Origin of the sequence: Streptomyces sp. NBC_01450 (assembly GCF_036227505.1) — a bacterium.
GTDB lineage: Bacteria > Actinomycetota > Actinomycetes > Streptomycetales > Streptomycetaceae > Streptomyces.
On record NZ_CP109481.1, the window covers coordinates 805,086 to 821,373 of the forward strand.

The 16,288-nt window shown below is 67.6% G+C and carries 14 protein-coding genes and 6 pseudogenes; 11 read left to right on the plus strand and 9 right to left on the minus strand.

From position 1 onward, the window contains the following. Nucleotides 1-7: 7 nt before the first annotated feature. On the minus strand, nucleotides 8-1,507 hold the full coding sequence (locus OG568_RS52010; RefSeq protein WP_329537094.1) for a sugar transferase: 1,500 nt from the start codon (nucleotides 1,505-1,507) through the stop codon (nucleotides 8-10). 601 nt (nucleotides 1,508-2,108) lie between these two features. Between OG568_RS52010 and OG568_RS61840 the strand changes: the two genes are divergently transcribed. Continuing rightward, on the plus strand, nucleotides 2,109-2,441 hold the full coding sequence (locus OG568_RS61840; protein ID WP_443077991.1) for a hypothetical protein: 333 nt from the start codon (nucleotides 2,109-2,111) through the stop codon (nucleotides 2,439-2,441). On the opposite strand, the pseudogene OG568_RS52020 reads toward OG568_RS61840, so the two are convergent. Further along, nucleotides 2,375-2,732: pseudogene (locus tag OG568_RS52020) on the minus strand (transposase); the annotation flags it as partial. The gene OG568_RS61840 and the pseudogene OG568_RS52020 sit on opposite strands and share 67 nt — an antisense overlap. A gap of 52 nt (nucleotides 2,733-2,784) precedes the next feature. Between OG568_RS52020 and OG568_RS52025 the strand changes: the two are divergent. Both OG568_RS52025 and OG568_RS52030 read left to right on the plus strand, forming a co-directional pair. After that, nucleotides 2,785-3,496: pseudogene (locus OG568_RS52025) on the plus strand (IS6 family transposase). Nucleotides 3,497-3,613: 117 nt separating this feature from the next. Continuing rightward, a pseudogene (locus tag OG568_RS52030) lies at nucleotides 3,614-3,760 on the plus strand (ATP-binding protein); the annotation flags it as partial. Between the two features lie 8 nt (nucleotides 3,761-3,768). On the opposite strand, the gene OG568_RS52035 reads toward OG568_RS52030, so the two are convergent. Continuing rightward, the gene (locus OG568_RS52035; protein ID WP_329537095.1) at nucleotides 3,769-4,203 is read right to left on the minus strand and encodes a hypothetical protein; all 435 of its coding nucleotides are present in this window, start codon (nucleotides 4,201-4,203) and stop codon (nucleotides 3,769-3,771) included. A gap of 366 nt (nucleotides 4,204-4,569) precedes the next feature. Here OG568_RS52035 and OG568_RS52040 point away from each other — a divergent pair, with 366 nt between their 5' ends. Then, nucleotides 4,570-5,487, plus strand: coding sequence for an endo-beta-N-acetylglucosaminidase H (locus OG568_RS52040; protein ID WP_329537096.1), 918 nt, complete (start codon nucleotides 4,570-4,572; stop codon nucleotides 5,485-5,487). A gap of 425 nt (nucleotides 5,488-5,912) precedes the next feature. On the opposite strand, the gene OG568_RS52045 is transcribed toward OG568_RS52040, so the two are convergent. Both OG568_RS52045 and OG568_RS52050 read right to left on the minus strand, forming a co-directional pair. After that, a complete protein-coding gene (locus OG568_RS52045) occupies nucleotides 5,913-6,341 on the minus strand; it encodes a hypothetical protein (RefSeq protein ID WP_329537097.1) in 429 nt (142 codons plus the stop codon). Between the two features lie 69 nt (nucleotides 6,342-6,410). Further along, nucleotides 6,411-6,584: pseudogene (locus OG568_RS52050) on the minus strand (transposase); the annotation flags it as partial. 184 nt (nucleotides 6,585-6,768) lie between these two features. Between OG568_RS52050 and OG568_RS52055 the strand changes: the two are divergent. Together OG568_RS52055 and OG568_RS52060 are read left to right on the plus strand one after the other, a co-directional pair. Continuing rightward, nucleotides 6,769-7,053, plus strand: a pseudogene (locus OG568_RS52055) (DNA ligase); the annotation flags it as partial. A gap of 51 nt (nucleotides 7,054-7,104) precedes the next feature. Further along, a complete protein-coding gene (locus OG568_RS52060; protein ID WP_329537098.1) occupies nucleotides 7,105-7,392 on the plus strand; it encodes a hypothetical protein in 288 nt (95 codons plus the stop codon). Nucleotides 7,393-7,515: 123 nt separating this feature from the next. Here the strand turns inward: OG568_RS52060 and OG568_RS52065 are convergent, their stop codons facing one another. Next, nucleotides 7,516-8,382, minus strand: a complete 867-nt coding sequence (locus OG568_RS52065) for a hypothetical protein (RefSeq protein WP_329537099.1) — start codon at nucleotides 8,380-8,382, stop codon at nucleotides 7,516-7,518. 943 nt (nucleotides 8,383-9,325) lie between these two features. On the opposite strand from OG568_RS52065, the gene fxsT reads away from it, so the two are divergent. After that, nucleotides 9,326-11,344, plus strand: a complete 2,019-nt coding sequence (fxsT, locus tag OG568_RS52070; RefSeq protein WP_329537100.1) for an FxSxx-COOH system tetratricopeptide repeat protein — start codon at nucleotides 9,326-9,328, stop codon at nucleotides 11,342-11,344. Between the two features lie 106 nt (nucleotides 11,345-11,450). Here fxsT and OG568_RS52075 read toward each other — a convergent pair whose 3' ends face one another. Beyond that, on the minus strand, nucleotides 11,451-11,921 hold the full coding sequence (locus tag OG568_RS52075; RefSeq protein WP_329537101.1) for a hypothetical protein: 471 nt from the start codon (nucleotides 11,919-11,921) through the stop codon (nucleotides 11,451-11,453). Between the two features lie 363 nt (nucleotides 11,922-12,284). Then, on the minus strand, nucleotides 12,285-12,482 hold the full coding sequence (locus OG568_RS52080) for a hypothetical protein (protein ID WP_329537102.1): 198 nt from the start codon (nucleotides 12,480-12,482) through the stop codon (nucleotides 12,285-12,287). A 58-nt stretch (nucleotides 12,483-12,540) separates the two neighbouring features. Here OG568_RS52080 and OG568_RS52085 point away from each other — a divergent pair, with 58 nt between their 5' ends. Then, complete coding sequence (locus OG568_RS52085) at nucleotides 12,541-13,320, plus strand: hypothetical protein (protein WP_329537103.1); 780 nt, start codon at nucleotides 12,541-12,543, stop codon at nucleotides 13,318-13,320. Between the two features lie 64 nt (nucleotides 13,321-13,384). Then, nucleotides 13,385-13,825: pseudogene (locus tag OG568_RS52090) on the plus strand (SigE family RNA polymerase sigma factor); the annotation flags it as partial. Between the two features lie 22 nt (nucleotides 13,826-13,847). Here the strand turns inward: OG568_RS52090 and OG568_RS52095 are convergent. Beyond that, nucleotides 13,848-14,603 (minus strand): transposase family protein, encoded by a 756-nt coding sequence (locus tag OG568_RS52095; RefSeq protein ID WP_329537104.1) that lies wholly within the window; start codon nucleotides 14,601-14,603, stop codon nucleotides 13,848-13,850. A 577-nt stretch (nucleotides 14,604-15,180) separates the two neighbouring features. On the opposite strand from OG568_RS52095, the gene OG568_RS52100 reads away from it, so the two are divergent. Together OG568_RS52100 and OG568_RS52105 are read left to right on the plus strand one after the other, a co-directional pair. Continuing rightward, nucleotides 15,181-15,345, plus strand: a complete 165-nt coding sequence (locus OG568_RS52100; RefSeq protein ID WP_329537105.1) for a hypothetical protein — start codon at nucleotides 15,181-15,183, stop codon at nucleotides 15,343-15,345. Nucleotides 15,346-15,820: 475 nt separating this feature from the next. Beyond that, a complete protein-coding gene (locus OG568_RS52105; RefSeq protein ID WP_329537106.1) occupies nucleotides 15,821-16,288 on the plus strand; it encodes a hypothetical protein in 468 nt (155 codons plus the stop codon).

Sequence of the window (16,288 nt, forward strand, 5' to 3'; positions counted from 1 at the left end):
CCGCGCATCAGTAGGCCCCCTGCCCGTGGAGCACGGCACGCAGCGTCTTCCACAAGATCACTGTGTCCAGGGCGAGCGACCAGTCCTCCACGTACCGCAGGTCGAGGCGGACCGCCTCCTCCCACGACAGGTCGCTGCGTCCGCTGATCTGCCACAGGCCGGTGAGCCCGGGCTTGACCAGCAGTCGCCGCCGGATGTCCGGGTCGTACGCGGCGCACTCCTCCGGCAACGGAGGCCGTGGACCGACGAGCGACATCGATCCGGTGAGCACGTTGAAGAGCTGCGGGAGCTCATCGAGCGAGTACCGGCGCAGCACCGCTCCCACCCGGGTCACCCGCGGATCCCGGCGGAGCTTGAACAGCACGCCCGCGCCCTCGTTGCGGTCGGCCAGCTCGGCACGTGCCCCGTGGGCCCCGGCGACCATGGTGCGGAACTTGACAATGGTGAACTCGCGGCCGTCCTTGCCGACCCTGCGCTGGCGGTATAACGCCCCGCCTCGGCTGTCCACCAGCACGAGCAGCCCGACGAGGACCATCAGCGGCGCGAACAGCACCAGCAGGACCGCCGCGCCCATCCGGTCGGCGACCCCTTTGATCGCCCGGCGGCCTCCGGTGAAGGTCGGCATGCTGACCCGCAGCAGCGGTATCCCGAGCACCGCGTCGACGTGCAGCCGTGGGCCGGCCACCTCCATCAGCACGGGGGCCACGATCATCTCGGCGTCGCTGCCTTCGAGGTTCCAGGCCAGTCGCTGCAGCCGGTCCGGTGACCAGTGCGGGTCCGGTGTGACCGCGACGACACGGTAGCCGTCGTGGCGGACGTGCTTGGCGACGTCCTCCAGCAGGCCGATGACCGGCACTCCGTCCAACTGGTCGCCGTCGAGCCCGCCTTGGTCACCGTCGAGCCCGCGGCCGTCCGTCGTGCACACCGCCTCCACCCGCCAGCCGAGGTGCGGGAACTTGCGGGTCCGGTTGATCAGGTCGCGCACGGTGGGCGGGCTCCCGGCAGCGAGCACCGGTCTCAGGCATCGTCCTTCCTTGCGCTGTTTGTGCAGCCACAGGCGGAGCAGATACCGCGCGGTCATGGTGACGAGCGCGATCGCGGGGATCGCGACGAAGATCCAGAGCTTGATGTTGCGCGAGGTCAGGGCGATCCCGCCGAGCGCCAGGACGACGGTCGCCGTGAACAGTGAACGTCCGAGCCGGCGGAACTCCTCGGCGCCCTGGCCGAGTACGGCCGGAGCCCACGACCGGCTCACCGCCAGCGCTCCCAGCACCAGCACTTGGGTGCCGAAGGCGAGAATTCCCCACTTCTCATGCCAGTTGGCCGCGTCCCGGGCCCCGAAGAAGTCGCCGATCGCCGCCACCACCAGGGCGGTGGCCACGGTGTCGCTGATGATCACGGTACGTCTGTACCGCTGCTCCCATTCGATCGCGGGCTGGCTGATTGCCCCGTCCGCCAGACGCCCGCGCGCCGACGAATAGGGGCCGACTATTCCCCCCTGCCGCACAGAACCCCCCAAGGTCCCCAGTGGTTCGACGTGTTCGCCTAACACTGTTTCGCCCCCCTGCGGGAGGCCCCCGCCCCCGCACTGTTCCTCCCCTCGGGACGCCCCCGCCCCCCGCGCATGACATCCCGGCTATTTCAGAGCTACGTGAACAACCCACCCTGGCGGCAGCAGACTCGCATGTCCTGCCAGGCTCTTGAGGTGCGCGGGAACCCGTCGAAACCTCGGATGCTCCCTGCACCCAAAGCCCCTCTCGGGCTCCAAGAAATGATCACCCCCATGTCTGGCGCAAGCGACGCGGCTACTGGCCGTCTGCATCGTCGGACCCATAGTTCACCATTTGTCGCCTCGTGTCCCAGCATGTGAAGCACGGTCAATCTAGACCATCGGGGCCCGTCTGAAGAGAGGGGCGTGTGGAATTTGTGCGCAAGATTTGAAGACGGATCCATGGATCGGTGACCGCCTGCGGGTTCCTTGGCGACGGAAGACGTGCCTTGTGACCTGTGATGGCGGGAGTTCTCCGGGCCGCCGGCACCGGCAACCCCGAGGCGTCCCGGTACTGCCAACTGGGCAGCGCTCAGGGAATGTTCGGCTGATTTTGTCGGTGAGCACGGGGCGGCGGTTGCGGGTGTGGGCGGTCGACGGCACGTGGGAACGGATCTTCACCGCTCTGCTCGCGCGGGCAGACGCCGAGGGCGACCTCGATCGGGTCGTCGCCGTCGACTCCACGATCGTGCGCGCTGACCAGCACGCCGCCGGAGCCCACCCCAACGGGCCCCGGCCGTGTGCGGGCGGCGCCCAGCGGATCGGCCGCCCCCGCACGACGCCGGATACGGTCCTGACCGACAAGACATCCCACGCCGATAGGCGTCAAGCCGCTGCTGCAGCGAGTTCGGGTGACGGCTGCGGGAAGGCGATTGCTTCGTCGTATAGGTGACCGTTCTGGAGGCAGTAGAACAGCATTCCCATGAAGCGGTTGAAGAGGTTCCTCTGTGCGGCCACGTGGCGGTCGCCGGCCTCTCGGCGGCGGTCGTAGTGGGCTCTGGCGCCTGGTGAGCGGGGCGCTTCCTGCGTAGGCCTTGAGTGATCCGGCGTTGGCGAAGCGGGTCCGGTCATCGCCGATCTCTGCCAGGATCCGGGCGCCGGTCAGTGAGGCGAGTCCCGGAAAGCTGCGGATGATCGGGGCATCGGGATGCTCTGCGAAGGCTTGCGTGACGGGCGTCGTCAACTTGGCTGAGGTTTGGGATGATCTTGGGGTTGTGATCGCGGGGAGGGCACTCTTGGACGCGGGGTCGCCGTCGTATAAGGGGTTCCGGTACCCGGCGGAGATCATCGCCTACTTGCGTGTGGCTGTATCACCGCTTCCCGCTGAGCTTCCGCGTGGTTGAGGAGCTCATGCTCGCCCGCGGCGTGATCGCCTCCTGCGAGACGATCCGCCAGTGGTGCGCCAAGTTCGGACCCGCGTACGCGGCCGGGCTGCGCCGCCGAAAGCCCCGGGCCGGTGACAAGCGGCACCCGGACGAGGTGTTCGTAAAGATCAACGGCGAGCGGCGGTACCTGTGGCGCGCGGGTCGACCAGGACGGCAACGTGCTGGACGTCCTTGTCCAGAGCAGGCGCGACGCCAAGGCCGCCAGGCGGTTCATGGCCAAGCTGATGAAGAAGCAGCGCAGGGTGCCGCGGGCGCTGGTCACCGACAAGCTCCGCGGCTACGGCGTCGCCCACCGCGAGCTGATGCGCTCCGTCGAGCACCGGCAGTCCACGTACCTGAACAACCGGGCGGAGAACTCCCACCAGCCGACCCGCCGGCGCGAACGCGCCATGAAGGGCTTCCGCTCACCCGCCGGCGCCCAGAATTCCTCTCGGTGTCCAGCGCCGTCTCGCCACACTTCCGGCCCCGCCGCCCCCTTCTGACCGCCCCCGACCACCGCGCCGAGATGACCATCCGCTTCACGATCTGGAACAAGAACACAGACGTACCTGCGGCACCCTGACCACAGCACCGGCCGACGGCTCCCTTCGGCCCCGTCAAGCCCCAACACACTTCGAACCCCACCAAGTTGACAAGACCAGCGGTGATCCTCGAAAGGGAACATGTGCCAGCCCCGGATGGGTGGACGAAGACGTTCACCGATCCGCGGCTCTGCGCGGCTACCGTCGACCGGCTGACCTTGAACGGCGCCATCATCCAGACCGGCACCGAGTCCTACCGCCTCGACCACACCCAAGCCCAGGCCGAACGGGCTGACGCGAGCTGACGCAACGTTCAGAACACGTTGATCGCAACTGGCGCCCGCTCCGCACGCGTCAGGGCACGCAGCAGGGCCGCTTGGCCATGACGCCGGACGGCAAGCCCGGTCAGCAGCGCAACCACGGGATCGAGGGCCGCGCCCGGGAGATCCGGCGCGCTGAGGCCCACGCTGACCGCCAGGTCATCCATATGCACCGCGAGCTCGACCAGCCGGGTCATGAGGAAGTCGTCCAGACTCAGCGCCCACCCTGTTTGCGGCATGAACACCACCCAGTCGCCATGCACCTCCTCAAGGCCGGTTCGTTGCTGGTCGAGCGCGGCACGGACGCACTCGACCAGCCGCCGCAGGCCTTCGGACGAGATGCCTTCGCCCTTCGCTCGAATTCCAGAGCTGATCTCCTGGGTGTATGACAAGGATTCTTGGTTGGTGCAAAAGAGGATGGTTGACACCGGTCAGACGTTCGATCCGCGAGGAGCGGAACCTGAGGTTTGCTGGAGAGGAGCGGCTGACCGTTTGCTCCAGTGCTGCGGATCCGCGGCGTGCATGCCTGGTTCGTCCGCGCCGGCGGTGATCGCGTCGATGCCGATCTCCATGGGTTCTGTTGGTCGCCGGCCTGGGCCGGCGCGGCAGCACAGCGTTCTAGTAACTCCCTTGCCGGGGACCAGGGTTACGGTGCGACGTGCGTGCGTGGGAGTCGTGAAGAGTTCCCGCATGGTTCTGGGGGTTCGGTCACGGGAACGGAAAGATCCGGGGGGCTTTCTCGGCGCTCGCGAACAGGTCGGGCGCCGCTCCATGCGATGGGAGACCGATCAACGATGTTCACTCCAGTGCGGAGCAGAATACGGACGGCCACGCTCGTACTCTCGGCCATTACGGCCCTCGCCTTAGGCGCGACCGCCACGACCGGCGCGGCAGCGGCCCCCGCTCCCGCGAAACAGGGACCAACCTCGGTGGCGTACGTCGAGGTGAACAACAACAGCATGCTGAACGTCGGCAAGTACACCCTCGCCAACGGCGGCGGCAACGTCTTCGACGTCGCAGTGATCTTCGCGGCGAACATCAACTACAACACGGGCACGAAGGCGGCGACCCTGTACTTCAACGAGAACGTGCAACGCGTCCTCGACAACGCCGCCACGCAGATACGGCCGTTGCAGCAGAAGGGCATCAAGGTCGTCCTCTCGGTGCTCGGCAACCACCAGGGCGCGGGCTTCGCCAACTTCCCGTCCCAGCAGGCGGCTTCGACGTTCGCGAAACAACTGTCGGACACCGTGGCCAAATACGGCCTCGACGGCATCGACTTCGACGACGAGTACGCCGATTACGGCAACAACGGCACCGGCCAGCCCAACGCCAGCTCGTTCGTGTACCTGGTGTCGGCACTGCGTGCCAACATGCCGGACAAGATCATCAGCCTCTACAACATCGGTCCGGCCGCGTCGCGCCTGTCCTACGGCGGCGTCGACGTCTCGTCCAAGTTCGACTACGCCTGGAACCCGTACTACGGCACCTGGCAGGTCCCCGGCATCGCACTGCCCAAGTCGAAGCTGTCGCCGGCGGCCGTCGAGATCGGCGGAACCTCACAAAGCACGGCCGCCAACCTCGCCCGCCGCACGGTCAGTGAGGGATACGGCGTCTATCTGACGTACAACCTCGACGGCGCCGATCGCAGCGCCGATGTCTCCGCGTTCACCAGGGAGCTGTACGGCAGTGACGCCCACTACACGCCGTAGGCCGACCACACTCCCCGGCGTCCGGTGTCCCCTCGGGGCGTGCTGCATCCCGTAGGGCCGCGCCTCGTGCAGGCCGCGCTTTCGACAACGATGTCGGAGGCGCGGTCGCCACAGGTACCGTGACCTGCGCTGTACCAAAGTGCCAACTATCTCCCTGATTCTGTGCTTCCGGCCGCGGAAGCTGGTTGGCATCAGTGCAGGTCACGAACGTCGCCCGATGTCAACTAGCAATCTTCGTCACAGGGTGACTCCCGAAGTCACCAACAAATGACTCCCGAAGAAAGGCTCTGGTCCACTTCTTGTGGTCACGTACGCAGCGTCACTGTCGATCTTCATGTGACGGCGGTCAAGGTCGCCCGAGAACCATCCGGCGGGAAAGACACCTCATGCAGTCAAGGAGTCGAGCGGCCCCGGTTCTGGGTGTCTCACAAACCCTCTACTGCCGGTGCAGAGACGTCGTCGGGGAAGAAGGCATCGGCGATCCGGACGAGCTCGGCGTCGCTCAGCTGAGGCGGTCTCCAGCCGCGGCCACATGCGTGGTCGACGAATCGGGCGTCCAGGGGAACGTGGTAGTGCTCGACGTAGTGCGCCAGGTCCGTGTACCAGAACCACTCACCGTCAGTCAGGAGATGCACGCCGCCGATCAGCTCGTTTCTGGAGCTGAGGACGTCGTGGACTCGTGAGGTGGTCGCGGCCAGCAGCGAGCCGGCACGCAGGTAGCGAACGAGATCCGCTTCATATGCCTCGCCCTCTCTTCGCACGCAATCCCTCAGTGAGGGTCCGTCCGTGCGGCCATGCTCAAGCTCCTGGAACTCCCCGAGGAACCGGCCTGCATACACACTCTCGCTGCTCACGGCAGCACCCTATGCGTCGATCTCGGGCTGGGGGCAAACTCTGTGCGAACGAGCCCTGGTGACGCTCAGTCATGTCAACAGGACTCGCTTACGGAGAAGTTCGAATCCTGCGCGGCCGAACATCTGGCGCTTCAGCATCTTGATCCGGTTGACACGGCCCTCCACGACACCAGAGTTCCACGGATGCGAGAGGCCGGCGGTCACGGCGTCGAGGTCGCGTTCGAGGTGTTGGGCGAACCGGCGGAGACTGGGCAGCTCAGCCGCCACAGAATGATCATGTGGCGGACCGGCGAAGGGGTCCGCCTGCAGGCCCGCTCCGGACGCGACGTCACCGCCACATGGGGAGATCTCGGCCTCGCAGGCCACCACCCCCCCGGCCGGAACCGTTCTGGACGGCGAGGCTGTCATCACCACCGAGGACGGACGGATCAGCTTCGAGGCCGCCCAAGCCCGAGCCGCCTCCTCCCCCGTCCGCGCCCGCCACCTGACCGCCCAGCTCCCCGCGCACTACATCGCCTGCGACACCCTGCAACTGCCATCCGACGACGTCCGGCCGCGCCCGTACAGCGAGCGCCGCGCAGCCCTCCTCAACCTCCTGGCAGAACTGCCCGCGCACACCCCGATCCAGGCCGTCTCCGCCACCACCGACCGCGACACCGCACTCATCTGGTACAACACCCTCCACAACAAGCACGGCGTCGAAGGCATCGTCGCCAAACGCACCACCTCCCCCTACCGAGCCGGCCGCACCGGGACGTCGTGGTTGAAGATCCGCCACGCGGACACGATCGAGGCGACCGTGGCCGGGTTCACCGGCACCGCGCGCCAGCCGCGGGCACTCGCCGTACAGCTTCCCGACGGACGCGTCGCGCTGTCCCAGCGCCTGACCACGGCACTCGCCGCTGCCGTCGCCCTGCGCCTGGTCCCCCAGCCCGGGCGCGCGTCCACGAAGGCCGGCGACGCCTGCACGCCCGCCGGGGGCGACATCGTGGTGCAAGTCGTGGCGGGCACGACCCGGCACGCGGTCGTCACCGTGGTCCGCCTGCGCTGACCCGACCACAGGCTTCTGCTCGGCTGCACCTTCTCCCCGGCTACCGCGTCACTTGGCTGAGAGTGCCTGTTCCTGAAGCGCCCCTGCCAGAAGAGTGCAGGTTGGGGGTGAGCATGGACGTTGTCAGTCTGGCGACCCCTTTCGGACGGTCCACATGCCGCCTGTTCCGGGAGAATAGGTCAGCTCAGGGGCGTCGGGTCGTGTGGCGAGCGTGTGGAACGCATGCGTAGCGTCAGGAATCCAAGCGGTCTTCGACTGGCCATCGACGGTGTAGTCGATTCGGAACTTCCACGTCACGTCGTACTTGGCAGACGAGGCCTCGAAATCGAGAACGAGCGGTGAGTCGTTGGTGACCGTGTCCTCGAAGCGGTCGACGGGCACCCTCTTGGACTCGTTCACCGTCTTTGTGAGCTTCGGCGTGGGATCTGCCGCGTCGAGGTCCACCGAGGCGTGGTAGAAGATCTCGGGGGCGCCAGCGCAGGGAGAGAACACGGTGACCACCGTTGCCCGCGGTGCCGGAACCCTCCTGATCAGGACCGTGTGGAAGGCCGTCACAACAACCGTCTGACCAGCTCTGGCCTGCAACACGTACTCGCCTGATGTCGCGTCGGGATCGGCGGCATCATTCAGCCACGCGGACAGATCCGCCGTGGAACGAGGGCGGGTGGCGTACCCAGTGCCAGGTACGGCGTAGACGCCCGCGAGAGCACAGTCCTCTTCGGTCGGTTGTGCAGGATGTTTCCGCGCCGCCTCCGAACTGCCGGGTGAGGAAGTGCCCGTGGCCGTCAGCGGCGGCGCCGGATCGCTCAGCTGGGCAACGAGAAGGTTCGGCAACCCCGTGACCCAAGCCGTGACGATCCCGACGAGACCGGCACTGATCGCGGCGAGTAATGCCTTGTTTGCCGTGATGATCCAGCCGAGAGAGCGTCCTGCCCACGTGGCACGGCGTGGACGGCCGGGGCCACGACTCCTCGCCTGCGTTCTCGCCATCGTCCGTCGCTGCCATGTATTGCGGCGTGGGAGATCGGGGCCACGGCCCCTGCTCTGGATTCTCCTCATCCGGCCCCCATGTCCTTCGTCCAACGGCACCGCCAGGGTGGCAACTCGTCTGGCGCCCTTGACGGACGGACATACGAAAGGGCCGTCAGCCGAGTTTCCTTCCCAGCAGTGCGGGTCGTGAAGCGGGCTGCATGTGCATCCTGTTCATCCCTGCGGACGGGTGGTGCAAGCCGAAGGTCAGGGACGCGCTGTTGCGGAAGTTCGCTGCCGTGTGAGTCCTCGTGGGGGCTCCCGGCAGTTGTTCTCGCTCCGTACGGTGGCAGTATGGGCAGGGACGGGATGCCCCGGCTGCGGCTGGCCGTGGTCACGGGCGACGAGGCCGGATCCGGATGCCCGGGGCAAGAATTTTTCCCAACTTCCCCTGCATGCCGCGCTGTCCCCCTGCCTCCGCAGGTCACAGCACCTGAGGTGTAACAGAAGAAGGAACACGTCGCAGAGGACCCTCGTCGCGCCGGCGTGACCTGTCCCAGTCCCTAGCCGAGGACCATAGATGCTGCGGAGTGAGCACGATGCGACGCCCGGTGCTGCTTGCGCCATGCGGCGGGCCGTCGCGGGGCGATGGTGAACCCCCACTCGCCCGCCACCTGCCCGAATCCCGGCCCCCAGGTCGTCGGCTCCCATTGCGGGTTCCAGCCGCCCTCGCGCAGGCCGCGATCGAGGAAGCCTGGCCAGGCCCCTATCACTGCGGAAAGGGGCCGGCAAGGAGGGACTGTGCGGCGTGGTCCAGTTGGGCGGCCATGCGCTGTGCACCCAGGCGAAGAGAGCAGCGGCGATCCCGCTCTTGCGGTCGATTCCCCTCAGGTGGTGCGGCGCCTGGGATAAGATCGCGCTGGCTGTAGATCGTCGCGGTCGCCGTCATACCGAAGAGGGAGCCATGTGGCGAACGCTGGCCAGCGCGGTGGCCGGTTTGCTGGTGCTGTTCGTCGGCAGCCTTGCCTTCAACGCGGCGTCTGGCCAGAGCCGCTGGCCGGGGCCGCTCGACTTCGTACGCGTCCACCCGTGGGTGGTACTCCTCATCCTGATACCACTGGCACTCATCGGGCTGTGGCAGGCGCCGCGCCGCAACCGGGCGCAGGACCCGCTCGCGCCCGTGGCGTACCGACTGCCGCCGCGCAACACCAACTTCACCGGCCGCGACGCGACGCTGCGGGAGGTGCGGAAGCACCTCACCTCGGTGAACGACGCCGCGATGCTGGTCGTGCACGGGCTGGGTGGCGTCGGCAAGACCCAGCTCGCCGTCGAGTACGCCTACCGCTACCTGTCGAAGTACCGGTTCGTCGCGTTCGTGGACGCCGAGCACCCCGATCTGGTGGCGTCCCAGTTCGTATCGCTGGCCGGGGAGCTGGGGCTGACGGAGGTGACCTCCGACCAGGTCATCCCACGGGTGTACGGCAAGTTGGTGGACCGCAGGCCCTGGCTGATCATCTTCGACAACGGGGAGAAGCCGGGCACGCTCACGCACGCGCTGCCGTCGGGCGGCCCGGGGAGCAATGGCCATGTCATCGTCACGACCAGGGTGAGTGGCTGGTCGGGCGGATCCGGCGTCATCGACCTGGATGTGTTCACCAGGCGAGAGTCGGTGGAGCTGCTGGTCCGGCGGGTCCCCGGCATGACCGCGGCGGTGGCGGACCGGATCGCCGAGCAACTGGGGGACCTGCCACTGGCGTTGGAGCAGGCGGCCGGGTATATGGGCTACAACCACACGGCGCCCGAGGAGTACCTGGCTCTGCTGACGTCGCGGCTGGAGGACATGATCGCGCGGGGCGAGCTGACCGACCGGCCGGCCGTGGTGGTCGCGACCCTGTGGCAGCTCAGTGTGCGAAGGCTGGAGACGGACCAGCCCCAGGCGGTGCGTCTGCTGGAGCTGTGTGCCCTGCTGGCGCCGGAGCCGATCCCGCTGGACCTGTTCACCGTCAACCCCGAAACGCTGAACGGAGTCGCAGCCGACCCGCTGGCGTGGGACACGACGGTCGGCGCCCTGGCCGGTATGGGTCTCGCGAGGCGCGGGAACGCGTCCCTGGTGCTGCACCGACTGGTGCAGGCCGCCATCCGGGCCGCGATGCCGGACCAGGTGCACACTGACGCTCGGGTCCAGCTGTGTCGTGCGCTGCTCGCGGTCGTGCCGCACGACATCCACGGCGACCCGGACGCGCGGCCGCGGTGGCAGAACCTGCTCCCGCACGTCATTGCGGTGGCCAAGGACGACCCACCGGCCGAGTGCGCTGCGGAGACTGCGGTGCTGCTGAGGCTGGCGTCGACGTTCCTCATCCAGCTCGGGGATTACTCGGTGGCACTGCCCCTTTGTGAACGTGCCCTCGCGATTGACGAGTCGCTCGAGGGCCGGGATGCGGAGGTCGGCTTCGACCTGATCACCCTGGCGCAGATCCACCAGGACCTCAGCGCGACGGAGAGGGCACGCCCGTTGGCGGAACGCGCGCTGCGCCTGCACGAGTCCAGCCTGCCGGCGGGCAGTCCCGCCATCGCGACGGACCTGGCCACGCTTGCGCGGATCCTGTGCCTTCTCGGCGAACACGAGGCGGCGCGGCCACTGGCCGAACGGGCGCTACAGATCGACGAGGCCGCGTACGGGCCGGACGATCCGTACGTGAGCTTCGACCTGATAGCACTGGCGAACGTCCACCTTGACCTCGGTGACTACGCCACCGCCGTGCCGCTGATCTCGCGGTCGCTGCGGATCCGCGAGGCCAGTTACGCGCCGGACCACCTGTACATCGGGTACGCCCTGCTGCTCAAAGCCCGAACCCTGCACACGTTGAACGACCCGACCGCAGCGGACCTCGCGCGCCGGGGTGCACAGATCCTGCACACCCGACTGGGCAAGACCCACCCCAAGACCGAGGACGCATTCGCTCTGGTCAACCGTCTACGTTGACGACGGGGGGCTCAACGACGGGCTGCGGTGCACGACGTGGCGCGGGAGGAGACGCCGTGTGCGGAGCGCTGCGGGTGGTGCCCGTCGGGGGGAGACAGCGTGGTCTTTACTGCACCGGGTGGCGGCCGCTTACCGGCTGCAGGTCTCCGATCTCACGGCATCGTGGCGGTGGGCGAACCCGGTGCAGCGCAGGCATGGTGGGCGTCCGGACGGCGAGGTGCTGCTCGACGGGGTGGCGCAGGAGTAACTGGCCGGGTGGTGCCGTGTACTTGCACAGCATCTGGCGCGGGCTTTGCTGTCGGGGGCCGCCGGGCCTGAAGCGCTGGCCTGCCGGGGTGGGGACGCGCAGGGGTGGGCGTGGCGGGTGGGGGCGCTGGAGTGCCGACCCGTGGCCTTCTTGTGCCGGCTGTGTGCGGCCCGGCGCGGTGGCGGGCGGGTGTGGGTGTGGGTGTATCGGCCGCAACAGGCGCTGCAGGAAGCGCACCTCGTCCAGGGCACCCCACCACCAGACCTTCTCCACCTCCAGGAAGTCGGGAAGGCGCTGCCGGGTGACCTCGGTGAATCGCTGCGGTGGCATGGAAGCTCGTCAGTTGTCCGCGGTGGTGCGAACGGCTCCCGCCTGCGCTGGCCCCAAGGCGCCTGTTGCAGCAGGTCCGGTTGCGGGCCGCAGGACGTCCCTAGGCTCCCCGTATGGCCAAGTCACGGGGCAGCAAGCAACGCAAGCCGCATCCCCCGTCCGGGCGAGCCGGTAGGTGGGGCGCAGCCACAGTACGCTCGCGCACTCCCAGTTCGCCAGCGACAGCTCCTTGAGTACAGAACCGGTGCACGTTCGCCGCCTGCCCCGCGGGAGATGCATACACCGCGTCCCAGGCGTCCTCCGCAAAGGGCTTCCGGGTCTGGGGCGGAGCGATGCAGGAAAGGCCCGCGAGTTGAGGCGCGGTCAAGTCCACGCCCAAGCCCCGGATTGCTGCATCAAGGCGGCGAACGCGGGCCATGAACATTCCACCCGGCGGAGCAGCAGCTGCTCCGCACCGCCGAGCCAGAGGCCTTGGGCGAGCGGGTTCGGCGCAAGGCCAAGCGTTTTGCCGCCGAGCGGCGACGTCGTGAGGAAGCCGGTCACTGCGTGGAAACCGAACACCGTGGAAGGTCCTTGATCACATAGTCTCTCCTGGCACGCGCACGACAAGGGGAGGATCATGAGAGGCAGAACGGCCTGGGCCGCGGCCGGCGGGGCGGCGGCCCTGGTGCTGACGACGGCGACCGGAGCGCACGCGGAGGGGCGGGGTGACATCCGGGTGGTGAAGACCGTCGTCAACGGCGGCGGCAACGTCATCGTGGGCACGGCGAAGACGATCCGCTACCCGATCGACATCACCATCAAGGACAACTCGGGGGTGAAGAAGCTCACGGATGTCTTCACCTTCAACAAGACGAACGCCTACACCTTCGCAACCTGGAACGACGACTCGTCCTGCACGAAGAAGAGCGCGACCACCTCGGTGTGCCGGGCCACGATGACCATCGACCCCGCCTGGATCCCCGACAGCGACGACATCGACACCAACAGGGTCGCCGGCATCTGGCGCCTCGACGCCACCGTCAAGGCGAACGACGGGGACTACTGGATCTCCGACGACATCGCCGAGTACAAGGTCAAGCGGGCTGCCCAGCTCACCACGGTGATCGCACCCGCGAAGGTCACCAAGGGCGCCAAGGTGACCGTCACCGGCAAGCTGTCGCGGGCCAACTGGGAGGACCTGAAGTACCACGGGTTCACCGGACAGCAGGTCAAGCTCCAGTTCAGGAAGAAGGGCGCCGCCCACTACACCACGGTCAAGACCGTGACGACGGGCGACGCCGGAAAGCTGACCACCAACGTGACCGTCACCTCTGCAGGCAGCTGGCGCTGGTACTTCCCCGGCACCACGACCACCTCGCTGAAGGTGTCGGCCGGGGACGCACTCAACCTGAAGTAGCCGACGAACGACGCCCAGAAATCCTCGTCCGGATGGCGGCGCCCTCCACCGCCATCTGGACGAGGACGGGACCAGCCATAAACGCCTCGCGGACGCCTACCTGCGCCGCGTCATGATCAACACCCGCACCGGGTCGTGGCGGGCCCGGAAACTGCAGGAGTTCCCCACCGACCATCTGCCGGACGCGTCCGTCGAGGACCAGGCCGAGCAGCACGCTGTCCGTGCACTGCTCATGGACATCATCAAGAGGCTGCCGCCCCAGCAGCTCAGCGTCCTGGTCCTTCGCTACTGGGAGCAGATGTCCACCGACGAGACGGCCACCGCCCTCGGCATGGCGCCCGGCACGGTCAAAAGCACACTGCACCGGGCACTCGCCCAACTCCGCCAGGAGCTGCAGCACCGCGACCCCGACTCGCCTTCAACAACGGCAGCCGGCACTGCGAACCCACCGACCGGCCGCCAGCCGCGATCCCTGCGCCACACGCACCGCATCTCTGCTGCGTAAGGACACGGAGCCTTTTCCAACCTCAGGTTAAGGCGTTGTGAAGGACGAGGACGGCCTTCACGATGTCGGTGATCCGGTCGGTGCTGCAGCGGAGTTTGCGTAGCAGGCGCCAGCCTTTCAGGGTGGCCATGGCCTGCTCGCCGAGGCACCGGATCTTGGCGTGGGTGCCGTTGTGGCGTCTCCTCCATCCCTTGAGGCGGCGGCCCCGGAAGGGCACTCGCACGAGGGGGCCGGCTCCTTGGTACGCCTTGTCCGCCCAGCACTTCAGCCCGGCGGTGGCGAGGGCATCGATGATCCCGTGGCTTCGGGCGGCGGTCAGATCGTGGGTGGCGCCGGGCAGCGCGGGCGAGGCCCACAGCAGCCGCCTGAAGGGGTCGGTCAGGACCTGGACGTTCATGCCGTGCCGCTTGTGCTTCCCCGAGTAGTACGGGGTGTCTGCGGCGATCCGGTCGATCGGCAGCAGGGTCCCGTCGAGGATGACCAATGCCTTCGTCCGGATGGTCTCCATCGCCTCGATCAGGGTCGGGGCATGGGCGACCAGCACCTCGACGGCCTCTCGTATGTAGCGGAACACGGTCGCGATTCCGACGCCGAACCCCGCGGCGAGCTGGGCGTACGTATCACCGCACCGCAGGTGGCCCAGGACCGGCAACGCCTGGCGACAGGCCGACAGGCGGCGCCATCGTGTCCCGATCTCTCGCTGCCGGGCGGCGAGTTGTCTGCTCAGGTGTCCCAGGGTGCGGCTGGACAGATCGATCGAGGACGGGTGGACAAGCACGCGAAGCTCCTGGCGCACACCGGTGATCTTGGTCGAGAACCCGTCTACCAGGAGCTTCGTCGTTCCGTACAGCCCTCACTCATCAACACCCTGGCGCTGCCGCCAGGTTGGAAAGGCTCACGGTAAAAAGTCGACGTACTTCGCCAACCAGTACTCTCGGCTCCGCCGCGAAGGGATGAAGCTGCTCAACTCTTCCTGAGAGAGATCATTTGGTCGTCCAGCCGGTACTAACGCCTCAACGCCGTGGTCTCAACTGAGACGGCACACCCTCCGAGACAGTCCAATTGTCCCTAAGATCCGTAATATCGGGAAGGGTCGGCGCTCCCCGCTCGCCGCCCTGGTGAAGGCGAAGGAGACCGCTGCCGTGAGCGGGCGCCACCCGTGTGATGACAGCCTGGCGGTTCGGCGAGACGCTCAACAGGAAGTCGAGAACACCACGGACCACTTCAGGGCCCGGTCGCGCAGCTCGGCCGGGCTCGCGCCGTGCGGCGGTGCGGCCATACCGCCAGGGCCGCCTGCTGGCAGCGCGGGAGTACTCCAGCAGGCGGCCGGTGTCCGAGAGCCGCAGGCTGTTCCTGTGAAGTGGCCTGTAGACGTCGCCCTGGCACGTCCGGTGCCGCAGCTGCCGGCGGGTCCGTGGGCCTACGAGATCAAGGTCGACGGCCACCGGACCGTGCTGTGGCGCATCAAGGACAGCGTCCGGCTGCAGTCCCGTACCGGCCGCGACGTCATCGCGCTCTGAATGGACCTGGCCGTGGCCGCCACACGTTCTCGGGGAGCCGTTCCCTGTTACGTGACATTGCAGGTCCCCTCTTCGTTTGGGGTGCTGCGACGGTTCTCTGGAGATGCGGCTCTGCGGTAGATCGTTGCGCGCAGAGCGAGGGGTTCGGATGAAGGCGCTGCCCGTACGGGTGCCTTCAGGAAGTACTTATTGGACGGTTCTCGATGACGAACTACGGGTGGTCGTGGAGGCGGATGCCTTCCTGCGAGAGCTGGGCTTGCGCCGGAGTCGCGCGGTCGGGACCACGAAGTCCAGCGCCGGAGTCCATGGTGGTTACGCCCCTTTGCACTATGGCTTCGCGTCGCGAATTCGTGGGGAGATATCCAAGCGGATCACGGAAGGATCGCCGCAGATTCTGGACCGCTCCCAATCTGCTCTCATTCGTATGGGCTAGCGGTACGGTCTGATGCGTAGTCAACGATGCTAGGGGGAGTGCATGGTGACGGGCATCGAGATCGCGGTGGGGTACCTGTTCGCGTGGGGCGTACGCAAGGCGCGGCGGGTGGGCGACCGGGCGGACGGCGAGGTCGACCGGGCGCTGGATGTCGGCATGGACCGTCTCCATGACCTGGTGGGCCGGAAACTGGGAGAGGATCCGGCGCTGCACCGGTTGGCCGAGGAAGCGGGCGCTGGGCAGGAGGCACCGAGCGAGCGTACCCGGCAGCGGGTCCAGCTAGCGCTGGAGGACGCCGCCGAGCAGGACCGGGGCTTCGCCGAGGCGTTGAACAGCGCAGTCGGGCACCTGCAGAAGCTGGGGCCGTCGGGGGCTGCGTCGGCGGGCGACGGCGGGGTGGCTGTGAGCGGGGACGTGTCCATCCGCGCCGAGAGTGGCTCGGCTGCTGCCTGGACCATGGGGGATGTGAACCTGGGAAACCCTCCGCAGCCGGGTCCACGCAAGGGCTGA

What these genes read in the sequence shown, in the direction of transcription:
- OG568_RS52040 (WP_329537096.1), top strand. Translation starts at nt 4,570, where the DNA reads ATGTTCACTCCAGTGCGGAGCAGAATACGGACGGCCACGCTCGTACTC.
- OG568_RS52065 (WP_329537099.1), bottom strand. Translation starts at nt 8,382, where the DNA reads ATGGCGAGAACGCAGGCGAGGAGTCGTGGCCCCGGCCGTCCACGCCGT.
- fxsT (WP_329537100.1), top strand. Translation starts at nt 9,326, where the DNA reads ATGTGGCGAACGCTGGCCAGCGCGGTGGCCGGTTTGCTGGTGCTGTTC.
- OG568_RS52075 (WP_329537101.1), bottom strand. Translation starts at nt 11,921, where the DNA reads ATGCCACCGCAGCGATTCACCGAGGTCACCCGGCAGCGCCTTCCCGAC.
- OG568_RS52085 (WP_329537103.1), top strand. Translation starts at nt 12,541, where the DNA reads ATGAGAGGCAGAACGGCCTGGGCCGCGGCCGGCGGGGCGGCGGCCCTG.
- OG568_RS52105 (WP_329537106.1), top strand. Translation starts at nt 15,821, where the DNA reads ATGGTGACGGGCATCGAGATCGCGGTGGGGTACCTGTTCGCGTGGGGC.